The sequence below is a fragment of the Chitinophagaceae bacterium genome (assembly GCA_016713085.1).
Lineage (GTDB): Bacteria > Bacteroidota > Bacteroidia > Chitinophagales > Chitinophagaceae > Lacibacter.
This window is the reverse complement of the sequence record JADJPV010000001.1, coordinates 756,291-776,313: the sequence shown is the minus strand read 5'-3', so window position 1 is coordinate 776,313 and position 20,023 is coordinate 756,291. Positions and strand designations below refer to the sequence as shown.

Sequence of the window (20,023 nt, the reverse complement as noted above, 5' to 3'; positions counted from 1 at the left end):
TGTGGAATATGAATAAAAACAGAATCATACAAATGTTATTGCTGGTGCTTTTGCAAAGTTCTGCAGGTGCACAGGATCTGCATTTTTCCCAGTTTATGAATTCACCGTTAACAACTAATCCGGCCAATACAGGATTTATTCCTGATGCCGATTACAGGATTGGGGCTAACTACCGCAATCAATGGTCTTCTGTTCCTGTTCCGTTTAAAACAGCAAGTGTATGGGGCGATGCTCAGTTGTTACGCAACAAAATTGAAAATGGATGGGTAGGTGTCGGTGCTGTTTTGCTTAATGATGCTGCTGGGCGTGGCAATCTCCGTTCAAACAAAGTATATGGTTCAGTTGCCTATCATCAAATGATTGGTCTCAGCAGTTTATTATCAGCCGGCTTCAATGCAGGTTATGCCAGCAAACGGATTGATGTAACAAAATTTACATTTGATAATCAGTGGAACGGAAAATTCTTTGATGCAGGCGCACCAAATGGAGAAGCGAAACTCACAAACCCCAGCAGTTCTTATTTTGATCTGCAGGTAGGGATGAACTATGCATATTTTCCAACAGAGAAAACGTATGTAAACGCAGGTATCTCTGTTCATCATATCAACAAACCAAAAGAAACCTTTTTCAGCAATGGTACCAATGAAGTACCCCGCAGGTATATTGGTTTTTTAAACGGAAGTTTTAAAGTGAATGATGATTGGATATTAAATCCCAATGCGTATTTTTCTTCACAGGCCAAAGCAAATGAACTGGTATTTGGCGGTAATGCAGCTTACAATGTTATTGGCGATGGAAGTGTGGTTGTGTTTGGAGGCGCTTATTACCGCTGGGGCGATGCAGCAGTAGCCATGGTTGGACTTGAATGGAAAGATATCCGTTTTACATTTACATATGATGCCACTACCAGCAATCTTGGAAGATATAACAGTGCTTATGGCGCCTATGAGTTCTCACTCATTAGAAATGGATATTATAATGAATACCTTGGTGATAAGAACCAGCGCAGACAAAGTATGTGTCCAAGGTTTTAAGTTTTTATTTGCTGAATAGATTTTTTTCCTTCAACATCCTTTCCGAATTTCGTTATTGCTGCAGGAAACTCAAATACCCTGAGGCAGTAACTAAAACAGACACATGAAAAAAATCATCTTGCTCTTCACCCTTTCTTTTTTCATTCTCAGTTCTTCTTTTGCGCAGGAAGAAAAAGAAAGAGGCTTTAAAAAGAACAATTATTTCTTGGAACAGGAATTAACCTTGGATTTTTTAATGGGTTTATTATTGGTTTAAATCCGGAAGTGGGCTACAGCTTAAACCGCTTCATTGATGTGGGCGTTGCAACCAACGTTAACTATATCACCCAAAACGAATACAATGCGCCCATTACGTACAGGCAGTTTGTTGTTGGTGGCGGGCCTTTTGTACGAATCTGGCCGGTGAATATGCTTTTTCTTGGGGGACAGTTTGAATACAATAATATTACTTACAGCATAAAGAATAACGGAGCAGTATCAGGAAAAGAAAAAAGAGATGCGCCAAGTATACTTGTGGGTGGTGGTTATGGTAACAGGATGATCGGGCAATCACAATTCTACACCAGTATTATGGTTGATGTACTGAGAGATCCCAACTCTCCTTACATTGATAATTTCGGAAGGTTGCAGCCGGTGTTCCGTACTACTTTTTTATTTTATATCAGACCTAAAAACCAGCGTCGTTAAAAATTTCAGCCGGGTCATTCACCAATACAATCCGTTCTTCCATTTTTTCGTATAGGAAATTTTCTTTTTCCATATGCCTGATATGCGCAACAAGATGATTGTAATATCCATTGCTGTTGAGCAGGAATAATTTTTTGTTATGGATGTTGAGTGTGTTCCAGGTAAGCATTTCAAACATTTCATCCAATGTGCCGTGACCACCCGGTAAGATAACAGCTGCATCGCAGAGCTCATACATTTTCTTTTTGCGGATATGCATATCTTCCACAACAATCAGTTCAGTAATTCCTTCGTGCTGGGCTTCCCATTCAAGCAATATTTCAGGAATAATGCCAATTACCTTTCCCTGATTTTCCATGACAGCATCAGCCACAGTTCCCATCAGGCCTTTGCCACCACCGCCATAAACAAGTGTGATGTTTTTCAGCGCCATCATTGCACCCAATTGTTTTGCATGCTCAGTAAACAATGGATCGGCCCCTGATTTAGAACCGCAGAAAACAGCTAATGAAGAGAATTGCATATCTTAATTATATATTGCAAAGTAAGGAAACTGTTGGAGAGCAGAGCTGACAGCTTTTAAAAAGCTGCCAGCTCTTTGAAATAGCCGCTCTAAAAATTATTTATTTATCTTCATTTTTAAACCAAGCCATATGTCTCCGGTATTATTATTTTCATTTGTATTTGGATATTTTTTATTGCTGCTGGGTGTTGCGTGGTACACATCCAAAAACTCCAATAACGATTCCTTCTTTATCGGTAACCGCAACAGCAACTGGATGCTGGTGGCATTTGGTATGATTGGGACTTCTTTAAGTGGTGTTACGTTTGTAAGTGTACCCGGTGCTGTAGCCAAAGAATCTTTCGCTTATTTCCAGATTACATTGGGTTATCTCATCGGTTACCTGGTGATTGCTTATGTACTGCTGCCGCTTTATTATAAACTCAATCTCACTTCCATTTATAATTACCTGAGCGGACGTTTAGGTTTCAAAGCATATAAAACAGGGGCTTCTTTTTTCATTCTGTCAAGAACATTGGGAGCTACCGCAAGATTATATCTTGTTGTACGGATTTTGCAGGATGCATTACCTCCATCCATTCATATTCCTTTTTGGGTAACAACGCTCATTATCCTCATCATGATTTTATTATATACTTATGAAGGCGGTGTAAAAACAATTGTATGGACGGATACCCTGCAAACAACCTGTATGCTTGCCGGTTTGGTGATTTGTGTTGTGTACCTGCTGAACCAGATGGGTATGAGTTTTGGCGACAGTATCACAGCCATGAATGAAAAAGGGTATTCAAAAATTTTCTTTACCAACCCTGAAAGTAAATTCTTTTTTCTGAAACAGATACTGGCTGGTGCGTTCATTACCATTACCATGACCGGGATGGACCAGGAAATGATGCAGAAAAATATTTCTGTAAAAACATTAAAAGGGTCTCAAAAAAATGTACTCACATTGGGTGTTATATTAATGGTGGTACTGATGCTGTTCCTCTTCCTTGGTGGTGTACTGTTACTGTTTGCCGAGCAGCAGGGGATTACTGCAGTAGGAGATAAACTATTTCCTTCCATAGCATTGAATCATATGCCACCAATTGTTTCAGTCATCTTCATTATTGCATTGATCTCGGCTTTGTTCCCGAGTGCAGACGGTGCCATTACAGCACTCACTTCATCTTTCTGTATTGATATCATTGGTATGCAACGGCGAACAGATATGACGGAAGCAGAAAAGAAAAAATTACGTCAGCGTATCCACCTGGTATTTGCGTTCCTGTTTTTAGTACTGGTGATGGTATATAAATGGATCAATGAACCAAGTATGATTGGTGTTATTTTAAAAGTGGCCGCTTATACTTATGGTCCTTTGCTGGGCTTATTTACATTCGGCATCATTACCAAACGTGCAGTGAATGATAAACTGGTGCCGTTTGTTTGCATTGCAGCACCTGTTATCTGTTTCTTTATTGATAAATTTCAAAAGCAACTCTTTGGTTCATTTGAAGTGGGACTTGAACTGCTCATCATCAACGGGCTTTTAACCTTTATTGGTTTGTGGTTCATCTCACACAAGCCGAAGACGCAGGCTGTTTAACAAATCACTGTCTTTCAGTTCTTTGCCCTTTGACCAGTGAGCTTTATCTTTGCATAAATTTTTTCACCTGGAACTCATTCATCCAAAGGCAGAAGCATATGCTGCAAACTATTCATCTGCAGAAGATGAATTACTGAAAAGCATCGCTGCTGAAACCTTTCAGTCACATGCTGATCCACATATGATGAGCGGGCATCTCCAGGGACAGTTCCTTGAAATCATCAGCAAACTTATTCAGCCAAAACGGATACTTGAAATTGGCACCATGATCGGTTACAGCAGTATTTGTCTTGCAAAAGGACTGGCAGCAGATGGAATATTGCATACAATTGAAATGCGTGAACAGGATGCCGTAATTGCAAAGAATAATTTTATCAAAGCCGGGCTTCATGAAAAAATTCAACTGCATGTGGGAAATGCTTTGGAAATCATACCGCAATTGCAGGAAACATGGGATCTTATATTTATAGATGCTGATAAACCGGGTTATATGAAATACTATGAACTGGTAAAACCCCGTTTAAGAAAAGGCGGTTTGATTTTGGCAGACAATGTGTTGTTTCATGGCGATGTGCTGGCTGATGTGTTAAAAGGAAAGAATGCAAAAGCAATTCAGGCATTTAATGAAATGGTTGCTGCTGATGAAGAAGTGGAAAAAATCATGTTAACCCTGAGAGACGGTTTGTTTCTCATTCGTAAAAAATAAATATTCGTATGAAGAGATTGGTTTATCTGTTTATTGGTTTAGTAACTGTCGCATCAGTTAAATCACAGACAATTTCAATTGAAGAGTATGTAAATACCTACAAAGAAATTGCCATGAAGGAAATGATCCGCACAGGTGTACCTGCCTCCATTACGCTGGCGCAGGGAATTGTGGAAACAGAAAACGGCAACAGCAAGCTGGTTAAAAAATCAAACAATCATTTTGGTATTAAGTGTAAAGAAACATGGACAGGCCCATCTGTAAGTCATGATGATGATGCACCCGGTGAATGTTTCAGAAAGTATGGCAATGCAGAAGAATCGTATGTTGATCATTCGAATTTTCTGCGTACAAGAAAGCATTATGATTTCCTGTTCGGTCTTGATCCGGTTGATTACAAAGCATGGGCTTATGGATTAAAAAAAGCAGGCTATGCCACCAACCCCAAGTATCCAGAAATGCTGATTAAGTATATTGAAACATATAAACTGAATGACTATTCATTGATTGCAATGGGTAAGAAAAAAGAAGATGAATCTGTTGTTGTAAAAACCGAACAGCCTGTTACTCTTCCGCAAACAGTTATTTCAACTGAAAAAACGCAGCCCGTCAACACACAGCCGCAGGAATCAAAGCCTGCCCCGGTAGTTGCAGCCCCCGTTGTTACGCCTCCTGTTGTGAAAGTGGAAGAAAAGAAACAGGTTGTTCAATATCCCACAGGTGAGTTTAAGATCAATGAAACAAGGGTTGTGTATATTGTAAAGGAAACTCCCTTCCTTGCCATTGCACAGCAATACAATGTGCCGTTGAAATATATTTTCGACTTCAACGATTTAAAAGAAAAGGAAGCGGTTGAAAAAGATCAGCTTATTTACCTGCAACGCAAACGCAGAACAGGAGCCAGTCAATTTCATGTAGTTGCTGATGGTGAATCATTATATGATATTGCCCAGCAGCAGGGCATGCGTTTAGATGCATTGATGCAATTGAACCAGCTAACAGCCAATCAGCAACCTGCTGTTGGAGAGCAACTTTATTTGCAGGCACCTGCACCTGCTGCACCCAAACTCAGCGATAAGAAAAATACAGCAGCTTTAGAACTATCAGTAACAGAGCCATCAGCTGTTACTGTTTCAGAAATAGAAATTCATGTGGTGCAGCCAAAAGAAACCCTGTACAGTATTTCAAAAAAGTATGAAGTAACACAGGCGCAGCTTCAGCAATGGAATAATCTCAACGGCTCCGATCTCAAAGAAGGAATGGAACTCATCATTAATAAATAATTTTCATGTCTGCACTAAAAGTCCACGATAAATATTTTGTTCCTTACATGACTGAAGAAGTTGTGCTGGCAAGAGTTAAAGAATTAGCCAAAGAAATTGATGCCGATTATGCAGGAAAGAAACCTCTCTTTATTGCCATCCTCAACGGTTCTTTCATTTTTGCAGCCGATCTGTTTAAGTACATTACCATTGAAGCAGAGATCTGTTTTATTAAACTGGCTTCATACAAAGGAACCAAATCAACCGGGCAGGTTATTACAGCTATTGGATTAGATACAGATATTGTGGGCAGGCATGTCATTATCCTGGAAGACATTATTGACACAGGTAAAACCATGAATGAATTTTTGCCGCAGCTGTATAACCAGCAACCGGCATCCTTAAAGATTACTGCATTACTGCACAAACCGGAAGCAACAACTTATCCTGTTACAATTGACTATCTTGGATTCTCCGTACCGAATATATTTTTACTGGGTTATGGATTAGACTATGATGGTCTTGGCCGTAACCTGAAAGAGATTTACCAGCTGACGGATACTCCTTCCTGATCATTGTTACTAACCACTGATGCAGGAAACTGATTATGAATCAACGGTGCATTACTTTGTGGTGCTTACTTCTGTTCGCAGCAAATGCGGATGCACAATTTTATTTTCGGGGTGAAGTAAAAGATCCCAAAGCAAATGGAATTGCTCATGTGCGTATTCATATTCACTCTACTAATTCATTTTATTACACAGGAACAACCGGCGGTTTTGGAATCCCCTCATCAAAGCAAACCGATTCCGTTACTTTTTTCTTAAGCGGCTACGAAGAAAAAACCTTCCTGCTTAACAGTAATGAGTTCAACAGTATTATTCTTCGCATGACTTCCATTAAAAGCGGGCAGAAGAGAAAACTGTTATCTCTCACAAAGATAAAAAAACAGACCGTACTGTTTTGTGGTTATCTGCCGGAGAAACCTATTCGCAGCAATCAGAAAATGATTTCAATTATACAGAAAAATATCCCACTACCGGCTTTGCCATGAATGTTGACAAAGCATCTTACAGCAATATCCGACGCTTTCTAAATATGCATTCAGAAGCGCCAGCCGATGCAGTAAGGATTGAAGAGATGCTGAATTATTTTCCGCAGCGTTATGTCGCACCAGCTCCGGGCAAAACCTTTCATGTGCAATCGCAGTTAACCGATTGTCCATGGAACAGTCATCATAATTTATTGTTTCTGCAACTGCAGGCAAAAAAGATCAACTACGATTTTCTTCCACCCAGCAATTTTGTTTTTTTAGTTGATGTAAGCGGATCGATGGAACAGCCCAACCGTTTACCCTTATTAAAAACGGCTTTCCGAATGATGGTGAAGAACCTGCGGCCCATTGATACCATTTCCATGGTGGTGTATGGCGGTACAGTTGGCGTGGCACTTCGTCCAACATCAGGAATTGAAAAAGAAAAAATCATGGCGGTGATTGATTCACTTACTGCCAGTGGTGATACACCCGGTGAATCTGCCATACGACAGGCATATACATTGGCTGAACGAACTTTTATAAAAGGGGGCAACAACCGAATCATTCTTGCAACCGATGGTGATTTTAATGTGGGTGAAGTAAGTGAGGAGGCGTTGATGTTTCTCATCACACAAAAACAGAAGACGGGCATTTATCTTACCTGCCTCGGTGTAGGTATGGGCAATTACAAAGATTCAAAATTAGAAGTGCTGGCAAAAAAAGGCAATGGCAATTTTGCTTATATCGATAATGTAATGGAAGCAGAAAAAGTACTGGTGAAAGAACTGATGCAGACACTGTATGCTGTTGCCAATGATGCATTTCTCAATGTGAGCTTTCAGCGAAAGTATGTAACACAATACCGGTTGATTGGTTATGACAACCGCAAAGATGTACTGGCCGACAGCAGCAGCTTACTGGAAGGTGGCGAAATAGGAACAGGACATACAGTAACAGCTGTGTTTGAAGTGGATTTAACAGATGAGGAAATTCCACTGGAAGAAACGATTGCCACAGCAGAACTCAGCTACCAGTGTGTGGATACAAAACAGAACAACCTTGAATTGTATCCGCTGCTGAATAATTATACAGACATTAACCAGGCCGACAGTAATTACAGGTTTGCTGCAGGCGTTGCCATGTTTGGGATGCTGCTGAAACATTCAGCACATCTTAAGGAAGGCGGCTGGGATGAACTGATTAAAATGCTGCAGACCTGTGTAAATAAAAATGATTACTGGCAGAATGAAATGCAGATGCTGGTGCAAAAAGCAAAAGAAATTTACAAACCTGCAAAGAACAGGAAAGGTTTGTTTAAGAGGAAGAAGAGTGGGGAGTGATCAGATGGTAGTGCAGGATAATTCTCAATTTTAGCTGTTATCAAATCAGCGGTTTGTCTTCCTGTCTTTTACAGGAACAACCAGTTTCAACCCCGACCATATTTCATCCACGGCACAAACTTTTACATCAACCAACCCATTGTTTAAAGCAATTTCCCGGATGGTATCTTCCGTAATATCAGTTGCTATTTTGGATGCTTTCTTTGGCCAGGAAATCCAGATCATTCCATCGGAGAAAATTTCATTCCGTAAAGCAGTGATATCTTTCAGCAGATCCTTTTTTTCTTTTGTGAAATAATGAACAAGATCTTTGCTGCTCTTTTTATCAGTTAGAAATTGCACCTGTTCAGGCAGATCTGTAAACAAGTTGAAATAATGGTCCGGTTGGTTTACTAACCGAACCTTCGAATCTTCTTTGATACCAAGCTTTTTTGCAAGAGGTGTTCCTGAGTATCCCGCCTGTGCCATGATAGTTATTTTAGGTTACTTTTTTTGCTTTATAAAACACGACGTTTAGATTAAAAGGATAGGGTTAAGACAATACGACACAATACATGAAACTTAAAAACCAGCTATTCTTTTTCAAGCAGCATTGTGTCAGAATTATTCCAGTAAAAAGTGTCTGCTTTCATAAACCCTTTTTTTGGGAAGTTTCTTAGAAACCCATGATAGTTTGATTTAATGATTTTTATGGAATCTCCTGACTTCGAATACTTTCCATAATATACATGTCCTCCAAAAGAAAAATATTCTGTTAGCCGAAAATGACCATTCTCTTTAAATTCAAAAGTTAAAACATTTGAAGCACCTGGTTTATTTGAAACTATTAAAATAGTTTTTGAATTATCAATTGAGTTTCGTTGTATGATTTTAAATACTACAAATGAACAGAATAGTATTCCGGCAAATGAAACCGAAAGCTGCAACAATTTCTTATCAACCCTGAAAGAACTTATATCCAGTATCAGGGAAACAATGGTAAACAGGATTAAAAAGGCAAATGGGAAATATTGAAACTCGCTGAAAAGCCCTAAAGTATATGCTTCAAATTCTGAACTGACAGCTTTAATGCCAGTGAAGAAAATTAAGAATCCAAGCAATATGCGAAAGAAGATTTTCATTGATTCTGTACACAATATTAAGGATTTCTCAGAATGAGAAATGGCAATAAAAACCAAAGCTGCGCAAACTCTGACTTAGTTACCATTTTATTTTCTGATCAATAAATTCAATCAGGCTGTTTGCCATTGCCTGCTGTTCGTTGGTTTTTGGATGACCGCCTGTGTTTTTGTATTCAAAAAAATGAGTATAAATTTTTGGATCGTTGATGGCCGCAACTGCTTTCTCAATATAACCGGGCCATGCTGACCCTTTTCTTGTTGCATCCATATTGCCGAGTGCACAAATGATAGAAGCGTTGGGATATTTGCTCCTGATTGTTTGCACAAAGTTTTTATAAGATTCAATAATAAATGATTCATCCGGGGCAGTTGTACCAAACCGGTGTTTAAACTCTTCATGGTTGGGTAATTTAATGATCCATGAATCATTTTGAAACAGGTTGATCACAACAATGTCGGGCGTATACTGTTTAAAATCCCATTTTGAAGTGGAGTCGGTTGCATCAAGCCTATCGTACATTTCAGGCATGATCAGTGGGAACCAACTCAGCATAATACCGATTCCACTTTTGCCAATGCAATGGTATTGTGCATTAAAATGACGGGCAGTAAGTGCGGCATAGGTCATATAATCGTTCTCAAAATATCCATGCCAGGAATCGTTGCCGCTTGAATCTTCCATTCCATACCCACAGGTAATAGAGTTGCCGTAAAATTCAATCTTTCTGTTAGGCAGTGCAGGTGGCGGAAGCAGTTTTGTTTTTGCTGATGTTTCAAATTCGTAAAACCATGTTTTACCCATGGCCCATTCGGTGCGTTTAAAAAGTTGAACCTTATGTGTTTTATTACTTAGACCGGATGCAAGCAGGTAGGTTTTCTTTACTGTATCTGTATGAATTTTGAAAATCCTGTTATCGTCAATGATCACATTGTAATAATTGGCCGTATCTGCATCTTTTAAAATGGCTGAAAGAGTTCTGCCTTTAAAATAAACAGTAACTGATGTGCCCGACCAGGAAAGTTCCGCTGCATCCGTTTTGTAAGCAACCCTGCCTTCATAACGGATATGAGGATCACTGAAAGAAACTGATTTGGTTTGTGCAGTAACAGTGAGTGAAAGCGTGCATATAATCAATACGGCAAGAAAAGGGGAGAGTTTATGAGATAGCATGAGGAATTTATTTCGGTTATTCAAGTTGAGAGGTTTTAATTATTGGAAATTAAATATACAGGTTCTGCTGCTTAAATGATGCCACGAACCGAGGCGTGGGACCTCCCACGCCTTGGTTCGTGGCACACGAAACAAAATTATTAATCGCCATCAAACACTTGGTATAAATTATGTAAGAAACCAAATTCATCAATTCCTGTTTCATAAAATCTTGCACTGCTCCAGTGATAACCTAAATCATCTTTTGCTAAACTCCACTTTTTACTTACTGGATTAAAGTGAATATAATCAAGTTTTTGAGATGCCACAGGCTTGCTGTAAATCTCAACACTTAATGAATCTCTTTGCCAGATTTCATGTTTTTTATTTACTGCATTTACCTCATAGAGATGAGACAGTCCTTGCTTCTTAAGACCTTTTAAAAATTCGTGAGCAGTATATTTTAAGAAACTACCCTGTGCTGTTTCTTTGCCATTTAATTTATTCTGCTGCCAAATAATATGTATATGATTGGGCATGATTACAAAAGCATAAACAGTAATATATCCTTCCGAACTCAATTTTTTTAAATAGTCTGTAATAAGGCTTTTATTTTCATCACCCAGCAGTAAAGGCTGCCACTTATTTATAGTAGCCGTTAAGAAGTATATTTTATCTGTTGTATTGTATGATTTGCGATGCACAGGCTGTTAAAGCTAATTAAAACATTTTATGTTGCATTTCGTTTCGTGTGCCACGAACCGAGGCGTGGAACTGTATATCAACCGATAATTAAAGGGAAAGGAAAACTAAACTTTAATCATTATAATGTGTTAACCACGAATAACGCCTGTCCTGCAATTCATAAAACGAAGCAGAAGACCAGGGATATCTTTTGGGAAGTGCTGCCAGCTCCCATTTCGGGTGGCAGGGATTGAAATGAATATATTCCAGTTTTTGTAAATAATAATCCCTGGAACTGCATTCTTTGATCTTTGGGTTTCTATCCCAAAAATCCATTGTTTTATCAGCCTTTGTTAATGTGTACAGGTTCAGGTCGTTTGGTTTTTGTTTCAGCGACAGTAGAAAAGCAAAACGGGTAAAGCTGAACAGGGTTTGCAGTACCTCGTCCCTTTTGTAACCATCCGCAATTTTCCAGAGCAAATGAATATGATTGGGCATAATGACAAATGCATTGATGATACATCTTTTTTGTTCAGTGAGCCATTTCATGGAATCAATAACGATCTGTTTATGTTCGTCATTTGCAAGTAATGGCTTCCGTTCAGGAATTGCAGCTGTTAGGAATTCACTATTATAGGTTTGCAGCATCCTCCAAAATAAGAAAGAGAATGAATATTTGCAATCCGGGGTTATCAACTATTGTGTATGGGAACGCAATAACACCGTACGTCAGCGTTGAGTAGCAAAGGAATTCATGCAGCTTAACTTCACTCTTTTTGTTTATCGGTTGGCATTCGTCAATTCATTTTTTACTTCCTCTGTCAAAGTAATATTTTGTGTTGTGTCAAAATTACCAAAACCAACGGACGATAAAATTTTGTCAAGAAATGTTTTTGGTTTTTTGTAGGTGGCAGAAGGTGTCAAAGTAAAAAGTGTCTTTTCTTTCAAATGTGTTGGGTATCGAACAATAGATTTCCATTCTGTCGAGTCTGCCAAATAAGTTACGTTAAGGTCTTGATGAAACTTGCTGCTCAAATACTGTGTCAACTCGTCGATGTTGTCAGCATACCATGGAATACTTTGCCATTTTCCGTCCCTAGTTACAAAAGTTAAAAACCAATCATCGAAATAGGGGCCGTCAGAGTTTGTATATTCTCCAATTACAATAATGTCGTTAATGTCTATTTGAAGAATGTTTTTATTCTCATAGCCCCAAAAAATCTTGTCGCCTTGTAAGCGAACTATGCCAGATGAGTTTTCTTTTTTAATTTGTCTTTGCATTGGTAGGATGTGTCAATATGCTTGCTGGTAACACTTAAATATACACAACTCCTCTCACCCCAAAATTTCCCAACCAAATGATTTTCATCAAAAGTGATATGCCTGTTTTATTACGGGGTTGCATCAAATCACCCCAATTAAACAAATGACAGTTAGTTAATAACCAAAATAGTTTCAATAATCGGGCAAAACACCGAAAGAAACCCCAATTAAATCAAAGCCGTTTGCCTGAATTTTAAGAAATTTGCATTTCTACTAAAAAAATGAATAATGAGCAATTCTGCCAGTACGTTGTTTGACAAAGTGTGGGACTCCCATGTGGTTCGAAAAATTGAAGATGGTCCTGATGTGTTTTTTATTGACCGTCATTTTATTCACGAAGTAACAAGCCCGGTTGCTTTTGGCGGACTTGAAAGCAGGCACCTCAGTGTACTGTTTGCCAACAAAACATTTGCAACAGCCGATCATAATACTCCCACCATCAACCAGCACTTACCTGTGCAGGATCCACTTTCAGCCAACCAGTTGAAAGCGTTGGAAACCAACTCAGCCAAGTACGGTATTTCGCATTGGGGACTGGGCAATCCAAAGAACGGAATCGTTCATGTGGTTGGTCCGGAAAACGGAATTACCCTTCCGGGTATGACGATTGTTTGCGGAGATTCACATACATCCACACACGGAGCTTTCGGCGCCATTGCATTTGGTATTGGTACATCTGAAGTGGAAATGGTGCTGGCTTCACAATGTATTATGCAGCCCAAGCCAAAGAAAATGCGCATCAATGTAAATGGCAAACTGGGTAAAGCTGTTACTGCAAAAGATGTGGTACTCTATATCATTTCTAAATTAACGGCTGCAGGTGCTACCGGTTATTTTGTTGAATTTGCCGGTGATGTGTTTGAGAACCTGAGCATGGAAGGGAGAATGACGGTTTGCAATATGAGTATTGAAATGGGTGCACGTGGTGGTATGATTGCACCCGATGAAACAACCTTCAACTATATAAAAGGAAAAGATAAAGCCCCAAAGGGTGAAGCATGGGAGAAAGCACTTGCTTACTGGAAAACATTGAAGACAGATGCGGATGCAACATTTGATATTGAATACAATTATGATGCAGCTGATATTGAACCGATGATCACTTTCGGTACCAACCCCGGAATGGGAATGGGTATCAGCCAGCATATTCCTGTATCAAAAGATACCGTGAGTGGAAATGCGAGTTATGAAAAATCGCTCAACTACATGGGCTTTCATGAAGAGGATGCGATGCTTGGTAAAAAAGTGGATTATGTTTTTGTGGGCAGCTGCACCAATGGACGTATTGAAGATTTCCGTGCATTTGCATCGATTGTAAAAGGAAGAAAAAAAGCCGATCATATTACTGCATGGATCGTTCCCGGTTCGCATGTAGTGGAACAGCAGATTAAAGATGAAGGCATTCTTGATATTTTAATTGCTGCAGGATTTCAGTTACGTCAGCCCGGTTGCTCTGCATGCCTGGCCATGAATGATGATAAAATTCCTGCCGGTAAATATGCAGTGAGTACAAGTAACAGAAACTTTGAAGGTCGTCAGGGTCCCGGTGCAAGAACAATGCTGGCAAGTCCGTTAGTGGCAGCAGCAGCAGCGGTAACAGGGGTTGTAACTGATCCGAGAGAGTTGTTGTAGGAAAGGCAACGAGGCGGAGGCAAAGGCAAAGAGGCAAGGAGTGAAGAAGGAGGCAAAGAGGGAAAGACAGAGGCAACAAGGCAAAGAGAAAGAACTTAAAACGTATAACTTAAAACTTAATACTCAAAATGGCTTACGATAAATTTACAGTACTCACCAGTTCAGCGGTTCCCATGCCGATTGAAAATGTAGATACCGATCAGATCATACCTGCACGTTTTTTAAAAGCAACTGAACGCAAAGGTTTTGGTGATAACCTGTTCCGTGACTGGAGATACAATACAGACGAAACACCGAAAAAAGATTTCGTATTAAACAATCCGATCTATTCAGGTAAAATATTAGTGGGCGGAAAAAACTTCGGCAGCGGCAGCAGCCGTGAACATGCAGCATGGGCCATTTATGATTATGGATTCCGTTGCGTGGTATCAAGTTTCTTTGCTGATATCTTTAAAGGCAATTCCATTAACGTTGGAATTTTGCCTGTACAGGTAACTGAAGATTTTTTGACTAAAATATTTAAAGCGATTGAAGCAGACCCAACTGCTCAACTCGAAATAAATCTTCCCGATCAAACTATCACTATCCTGGCAACAGGTGAAAAAGAATCATTCGATATTAACGGTTATAAAAAACATAACCTCACGAATGGTTTTGATGATATTGATTACCTGCAGGCAATGAAAGAAGAGATTCAATCATTTGCAGAAAAGAGTTTATACTAAGCATCCCCCGAAATTTAACAAACGATCATGCCAAAGCAACAACGGTACATTGAGATCATGGATACTACACTCCGTGATGGTGAGCAGACAAGCGGTGTTTCCTTTTCAGCCATTGAAAAATTAACCATTGCCAAACTTTTATTAACCGAGTTAAAAGTAGACCGGATTGAAATTGCTTCGGCCCGTGTTTCAGAAGGTGAATTTGATGCGGTAAAAAAAATTACCAAGTGGGCAAAGGCAAATGGTCTGCTGCAAAAAGTGGAAGTGCTCACATTTGTTGATGGCGCAATTTCTGTTGACTGGATGATCAAAGCAGGAGCGAAGGTGATGAACCTGTTAACGAAAGGTTCATTGAATCATCTTACACATCAGCTCAAGAAAAAACCTGAGCAGCATTTTGCTGAAATAGCTGAAGTGATTAAACTCGGTAAAAAGAAAGGCATTGACTGCAATGTTTATCTCGAAGACTGGAGTAATGGCATGCGTGATTCAAAAGAATATGTTTTTCAGTACCTGGATTTTCTTACCAGGCAACCGATGAAACGGATCATGCTGCCCGATACATTGGGTGTGTTGATTCCATCAGAAGTATTTGCATTCATTTCTGAAATTGTACAGCGTTATCCAAACATTCATTTCGATTTTCATGCACATAATGATTATGATCTGGGTACTGCCAATGTACTGGAAGCAGTGAAGGCTGGTGCTCATGGTTTGCATCTTACCGTAAACGGTATGGGCGAACGTGCAGGGAATGCTCCGTTGGCCAGCACCATTGCTGTGCTCAATGATTTTATGCCGGGCATCAAAACTTCTGTTGCTGAAAAATCATTGTACAGTGTAAGTAAACTGGTGGAAACATTTTCCGGTTTCCGCATTCCGGTAAACAAACCTGTGGTGGGGGAAAACGTATTTACACAAACTGCCGGCATTCATGCGGATGGTGATAAGAAGAATAAATTATACTTCAGCGACCTGATGCCGGAACGTTTTGGCCGTCAGCGGAAATATGCATTGGGTAAAATGAGCGGCAAAGCGAATATTGAAAATAATTTGCAGCAGTTAGGGATCCTGCTTTCAGACGAAGATTTGAAAAAGTTACACAACGAATCATTGATCTCGGTGACCGCAAAGAAGTGGTGACGCAGGCTGATCTTCCATATATCATTTCTGATATACTTGACAGTAATGCCATTGAGGAAAAAGTGAAGATCGAAAATTATGTACTCACTCATTCCAAAGATCTGAATCCTTCTGTTACTTTAAAAGTTTCTGTAAATGGAGAACTGTTTGAAGAACATGCACAGGGCGATGGTCAGTATGATGCCTTCATGAATGCATTGAAGAAAATATACAAACAGAAAAAAATTGAACTGCCGATGTTAACGGATTATGCAGTTCGTATTCCCCCGGGTGGAAAGAGCGATGCGTTATGTGAAACGATCATTACCTGGAGTCATGATGGCAAAGAGTTTAAGACAAGAGGATTGGATAGTGATCAGACAGTTTCGGCGATTAAGGCTACATTGAAGATGTTGAATAGTATTTAGAAGGCAAGGAGTGGGGAAAGGCAAGGAGGCAAAGAGTTGAAAGGCACGTGTTGTTGTTAGTTAGGTTAGAAAAATGAGTTCAATTAAATCATACCGGGACCTCATTGTTTGGCAAAAGTCAATGATTTTAGTTACAGATATTTATTCTGCTACTAAAGCATTCCCTGCTGCTGAAGTATATGGCTTAACAAATCAATTGAGAAGATGTGCTGTTTCTATACCAAGCAATATTGCAGAAGGTTATGGAAGAAATTCATCCGGAGATTATAAACGGTTTTTGCAGATAGCAGCAGGATCATTGTATGAATTGCAAACACAGATTGAGATCGCCTTTAATCTGAAATATATTGACGAGAAAAACCGAACTGAAATCATCAGCTTAAGTATTGAGGTTGACAAAATGTTGTATTCAATTATTCAAAAAATAAAATAGCAGGGGTTGATTGAAGAAAGGCACGCACTCATTGCCTCATTGCCTTTCAACTCTTTGCCTTCAAACAAATCATGGCTACTAAGAAAATTTTGATCGTCCCCGGCGACGGAATAGGACAGGAAGTAACAGCAGTGGGTAAAAAGTACTGGATAAGATTGCAGCAAAGTTCGGACATACATTTACGTACGATGAAGCATTGATCGGTCATGTGGCCATTGAAGCAACAGGTAATCCATTGCCGGATGAGTCGCTTGAAAAAATGCGTAACTCAGATGCTGTATTGTTTGGTGCTGTTGGTCATCCGAAATATGATAATGATCCTTCTGCCAAAGTACGGCCTGAACAGGGTTTGCTGAAGATGCGGAAAGAACTTGGATTGTATGCTAATCTCCGCCCCATTAAATTATTTGATGAGTTGCTTGGTGCGTCCAGTATTAAACCTGAAATATTAAAAGGTGCAGATATTTTATTCTTCCGTGAATTAACCGGTGATATTTATTTTGGTGAGAAGGGAAGAAAGAATAATGGTGATACCGCTTATGATCTTGCGGAATACAGTCGCTATGAAGTGGATCGTATTGCACGCAAAGCATTTGATGCAGCCCGTACAAGAAGAAAGAAATTATGTTCTGTCGATAAAGCCAATGTATTAGAAACATCGAGACTGTGGAGAGAAGTGGTGCAGAAAGTGGCGTTGGAATATCCTGATGTGGAAGTGGAATACCAGTTTGTTGATTCAACAGCAATGATGCTGATCAAAGATCCAAGACGTTTTGATGTGGTGGTAACAGCGAACCTGTTTGGTGATATTTTAACGGATGAGGCATCACAGATCGCCGGTTCAATGGGAATGCTGGCCAGTGCTTCTATCGGCGATGGTACAGGAGTATATGAGCCCATTCATGGTTCAGCACATGATATTACAGGCAAAGGAGTTGCCAATCCATTGGCTTCGATTTTATCTGCTGCACTGCTGCTCGATATTTCTTTTGGTATAAAAGCAGAATCAGAAGCAGTGATTGCAGCTGTTGATGCTGTATTGAAAGCTGGTTTCCGTACAAGGGATATTGCTGATGCAAAAACTGCCGCTGCAAATATTTTGGGAACAGATGCAATGGGAGAGGAAGTGTTGAAGAGATTGTAATAGTTTCGATATAAGTAATTAAAATGTTTTCTTTCCCCAAACCGGGACGCCGGTTGAGGTTAGGCCTGAAAAAGTAATGGTAAGTTTTCTGGGTGATGCTTCCCAATCCCAGGAATCTGTAACAATATACTTGGTTCCATTCATTGTCAGAATGCTTTTGCTGCTGTCGTAAGACCAGGTTCCGGTAACAGCGCCATTTACTTTTTTATCGGCAGATAAAACTAATGAAGCAGATTTTTGTATGGTTTGATATTGATAGTTCATTGTAATCTGTTCCCATGTTCCGGCCAATGTTTTTTCATTAATGCCCGATTTTGGAACTGCTGCATATCGTTCCGGCATCAGTACGGGCCAGCCGTCTTCAGTCCATTTGATGCTTCTTATATGGCCCATCATTACAGCATTTGAAACATTAATACCGGGCACATCTTTCGGTAAACGGCCCTGTGAACTGAAATACCATTCTTTCGTATCGGGATCCTGAAACACAGCACAATGAGAAATGCCTACCCAGCCTGTATGATTGTTAAACATATAAGGATGTGTGAGCATGGGCCAGCATTCGGCTCCGGTACTGATATTGGTTCCGCTGATAGTTGTATAAGGGCCGGTAATATTTGTTGACCGTGCAACCCGGGTATTATAGGCAACCGATAATTCATCATAAGCTAAAAACAGGTAGTAGTAGCCGGTAGTTTCATTGTAAATTATTTCAGGTCCTTCCAGTGCCTGCCATCGGTTTGCAGTTACATTGCCACGGCCTGCAATACGAACACCGTAATCGCTGATTGTTTCAAGCTTATCAGGTTTGCCGGTAGCAGGGTTAAGTTGCAAAGCTGCAATGCCTGAATGCCAGGAACCATACACCAGCCAGTGTTCTCCGCCAGGTGTTATTACAAAACTTGGATCAATTGCATTGAATTTAAAGTAGGCATTCCAGTCATTACCGCCATACCTGGTATAAGTTCTTACACCATCTGGTTCGGAGCATACAACCATTCCTTTATCAACCCAGATATTTGTTGCAAGATCATCCGATTCTGCCAGACCAATAAATGCACGCTCAGTCCAGGAAGCAGTATTGTCATTCCCGACGATGGGATCTGTAACAACAATGCTGTAATAAAACCGGTATTTGTTTCCCACTTTTCTAATGCAGGGCGCCCAGTATCCGTAGTTTGGGTTTGTAATAGCCGGCAGCGCCGGATTCATTCTTGCCCGTTTGTTGTTGAGCGAATCTTTTACCCAGGCAGGCGCTGCTGTCATAGCCATGCCCATAAATTCCCAGTTAATCAAATCTTTAGATCGTCTGAAAGGGAAATGCCCATATCCATCGTGTACATTTCCGTATGATGCATCAGTTTGATACATGTAATAATATTCACCGCACTTTTCTACTGTTGGGTCATGTACGTTGGCTAAATTCCATTGAAAGCGATTTGACCATGACGCAATGGATGTGTAATTGTCTGAGTATGTTGGTCCGGGAAAGGGATTTACAACCGGCGGGATGACAACAGGAGGGGGTTCTGCCGGGCCCGGTGAAGAAGGCTTTTGCAACTTAAAGCAAGAAAGATCAGCAGGGCAGTAATTCCTAAAAAGAAATTCTTCATTTCACGTTTTTATATGAACTTATAAATAATCGTTTGGCAGGATTGAATGAGTCTGCTTGCGCTGAGAAAACAGACTCATTCAATAATTGTCTAATTTACAATTAAAAATTTATTTCCTTCAATTTTTTAGAAATTGTTTCGGGGTTTTAGAAGCAGTGATTGCAGCTGTTGATGCGGTATTGAAAGCAGGTTTCCGTACAAGGGATATTGCCGATGCACAAACAGCTGCTGCCAATATTTTGGGAACAGATGCAATGGGAGAGGAAGTGTTGAAGAGATTGTAAGAGTAGTTGACAGAAAAATATAAAAAGGCTTTGGTTGTATAACCAAAGCCTTTTGTTTTCTTATACCTGCGATTGAATATCTTTTGAACTTTGGAATTGATGCCGGTCAACGTTTCGACAGGCTCAACGTGACAGTCACTCTCTTTATAGAATCACGGATAAAACGGATGTAGACGGATTGTCGCTGA

Annotated in this window: 20 protein-coding genes and 3 pseudogenes; 15 read left to right on the top strand and 8 right to left on the bottom strand. The window is 39.9% G+C overall.

Translation table 11 applies throughout. From position 1 onward, the window contains the following. The first annotated feature begins 8 nt into the window (after positions 1 to 8). The 3 genes from IPK31_03760 (at position 9) to IPK31_03750 (ending at position 1,721) form a co-directional block, all read left to right on the top strand. Positions 9 to 1,034: a PorP/SprF family type IX secretion system membrane protein gene (locus IPK31_03760; GenBank protein ID MBK8087125.1), complete on the top strand. Its 1,026-nt coding sequence runs from the start codon at positions 9 to 11 to the stop codon at positions 1,032 to 1,034. A gap of 103 nt (positions 1,035 to 1,137) precedes the next feature. Continuing rightward, entirely contained in the window at positions 1,138 to 1,290 is a 153-nt protein-coding gene (locus IPK31_03755) for a hypothetical protein (protein MBK8087124.1), read from the top strand. Positions 1,291 to 1,298: 8 nt separating this feature from the next. Then, positions 1,299 to 1,721: a hypothetical protein gene (locus IPK31_03750; GenBank protein MBK8087123.1), complete on the top strand. Its 423-nt coding sequence runs from the start codon at positions 1,299 to 1,301 to the stop codon at positions 1,719 to 1,721. On the opposite strand, the gene IPK31_03745 is transcribed toward IPK31_03750, so the two are convergent. Beyond that, on the bottom strand, positions 1,702 to 2,244 hold the full coding sequence (locus IPK31_03745) for a TIGR00730 family Rossman fold protein (protein ID MBK8087122.1): 543 nt from the start codon (positions 2,242 to 2,244) through the stop codon (positions 1,702 to 1,704). The genes IPK31_03750 and IPK31_03745 overlap by 20 nt on opposite strands. 130 nt (positions 2,245 to 2,374) lie before the next feature. Here IPK31_03745 and IPK31_03740 point away from each other — a divergent pair, with 130 nt between their 5' ends. The 6 genes from IPK31_03740 to IPK31_03715 all read left to right on the top strand — a co-directional run bounded on the left by IPK31_03740 (position 2,375) and on the right by IPK31_03715 (position 8,176). After that, entirely contained in the window at positions 2,375 to 3,832 is a 1,458-nt protein-coding gene (locus IPK31_03740; protein ID MBK8087121.1) for a sodium:solute symporter, read from the top strand. 67 nt (positions 3,833 to 3,899) lie between these two features. Continuing rightward, a complete protein-coding gene (locus IPK31_03735; protein MBK8087120.1) occupies positions 3,900 to 4,538 on the top strand; it encodes an O-methyltransferase in 639 nt (212 codons plus the stop codon). A gap of 8 nt (positions 4,539 to 4,546) precedes the next feature. Continuing rightward, entirely contained in the window at positions 4,547 to 5,821 is a 1,275-nt protein-coding gene (locus IPK31_03730; GenBank protein MBK8087119.1) for a LysM peptidoglycan-binding domain-containing protein, read from the top strand. Between the two features lie 5 nt (positions 5,822 to 5,826). Continuing rightward, complete coding sequence (gene hpt / locus IPK31_03725) at positions 5,827 to 6,372, top strand: hypoxanthine phosphoribosyltransferase (protein MBK8087118.1); 546 nt, start codon at positions 5,827 to 5,829, stop codon at positions 6,370 to 6,372. A 35-nt stretch (positions 6,373 to 6,407) separates the two neighbouring features. Continuing rightward, entirely contained in the window at positions 6,408 to 6,854 is a 447-nt protein-coding gene (locus tag IPK31_03720; protein MBK8087117.1) for a hypothetical protein, read from the top strand. Further along, positions 6,764 to 8,176 (top strand): von Willebrand factor type A domain-containing protein, encoded by a 1,413-nt coding sequence (locus IPK31_03715; GenBank protein ID MBK8087116.1) that lies wholly within the window; start codon positions 6,764 to 6,766, stop codon positions 8,174 to 8,176. The genes IPK31_03720 and IPK31_03715 overlap by 91 nt, the downstream gene beginning before the upstream one ends. A 45-nt stretch (positions 8,177 to 8,221) precedes the next feature. Here IPK31_03715 and IPK31_03710 read toward each other — a convergent pair whose 3' ends face one another. The 6 genes from IPK31_03710 to IPK31_03685 all read right to left on the bottom strand — a co-directional run bounded on the left by IPK31_03710 (position 8,222) and on the right by IPK31_03685 (position 12,412). After that, positions 8,222 to 8,644: a DUF3052 family protein gene (locus IPK31_03710; GenBank protein MBK8087115.1), complete on the bottom strand. Its 423-nt coding sequence runs from the start codon at positions 8,642 to 8,644 to the stop codon at positions 8,222 to 8,224. A 104-nt stretch (positions 8,645 to 8,748) separates the two neighbouring features. Further along, positions 8,749 to 9,354, bottom strand: coding sequence for a hypothetical protein (locus tag IPK31_03705; GenBank protein MBK8087114.1), 606 nt, complete (start codon positions 9,352 to 9,354; stop codon positions 8,749 to 8,751). Positions 9,355 to 9,376: 22 nt separating this feature from the next. Next, a complete protein-coding gene (locus IPK31_03700; protein MBK8087113.1) occupies positions 9,377 to 10,468 on the bottom strand; it encodes an electron transporter RnfD in 1,092 nt (363 codons plus the stop codon). A 140-nt stretch (positions 10,469 to 10,608) separates the two neighbouring features. After that, positions 10,609 to 11,076, bottom strand: a complete 468-nt coding sequence (locus tag IPK31_03695; protein MBK8087112.1) for a transposase — start codon at positions 11,074 to 11,076, stop codon at positions 10,609 to 10,611. Positions 11,077 to 11,263: 187 nt separating this feature from the next. Next, positions 11,264 to 11,779, bottom strand: coding sequence for a transposase (locus tag IPK31_03690; GenBank protein ID MBK8087111.1), 516 nt, complete (start codon positions 11,777 to 11,779; stop codon positions 11,264 to 11,266). Between the two features lie 132 nt (positions 11,780 to 11,911). Then, positions 11,912 to 12,412: a hypothetical protein gene (locus tag IPK31_03685; GenBank protein MBK8087110.1), complete on the bottom strand. Its 501-nt coding sequence runs from the start codon at positions 12,410 to 12,412 to the stop codon at positions 11,912 to 11,914. A gap of 270 nt (positions 12,413 to 12,682) precedes the next feature. Here IPK31_03685 and leuC point away from each other — a divergent pair, with 270 nt between their 5' ends. The 5 genes and pseudogenes from leuC (at position 12,683) to leuB (ending at position 17,938) form a co-directional block, all read left to right on the top strand. Further along, positions 12,683 to 14,086, top strand: coding sequence for a 3-isopropylmalate dehydratase large subunit (gene leuC / locus IPK31_03680; GenBank protein ID MBK8087109.1), 1,404 nt, complete (start codon positions 12,683 to 12,685; stop codon positions 14,084 to 14,086). A gap of 128 nt (positions 14,087 to 14,214) precedes the next feature. Continuing rightward, positions 14,215 to 14,811 carry a 3-isopropylmalate dehydratase small subunit gene (leuD, locus tag IPK31_03675; protein ID MBK8087108.1) on the top strand — a complete coding sequence of 199 codons (597 nt, stop codon included), beginning with the start codon at positions 14,215 to 14,217 and terminating at the stop codon, positions 14,809 to 14,811. 57 nt (positions 14,812 to 14,868) lie between these two features. Then, positions 14,869 to 16,361: pseudogene (locus IPK31_03670) on the top strand (2-isopropylmalate synthase). A 73-nt stretch (positions 16,362 to 16,434) separates the two neighbouring features. Continuing rightward, on the top strand, positions 16,435 to 16,794 hold the full coding sequence (locus IPK31_03665; GenBank protein ID MBK8087107.1) for a four helix bundle protein: 360 nt from the start codon (positions 16,435 to 16,437) through the stop codon (positions 16,792 to 16,794). A 71-nt stretch (positions 16,795 to 16,865) separates the two neighbouring features. Further along, positions 16,866 to 17,938: pseudogene (gene leuB, locus IPK31_03660) on the top strand (3-isopropylmalate dehydrogenase). Between the two features lie 18 nt (positions 17,939 to 17,956). On the opposite strand, the gene IPK31_03655 reads toward leuB, so the two are convergent. Continuing rightward, on the bottom strand, positions 17,957 to 19,498 hold the full coding sequence (locus IPK31_03655) for an arabinan endo-1,5-alpha-L-arabinosidase (GenBank protein MBK8087106.1): 1,542 nt from the start codon (positions 19,496 to 19,498) through the stop codon (positions 17,957 to 17,959). Positions 19,499 to 19,700: 202 nt separating this feature from the next. Between IPK31_03655 and IPK31_03650 the strand changes: the two are divergent. Further along, positions 19,701 to 19,835: pseudogene (locus IPK31_03650) on the top strand (3-isopropylmalate dehydrogenase). Positions 19,836 to 20,023: the final 188 nt, after the last annotated feature.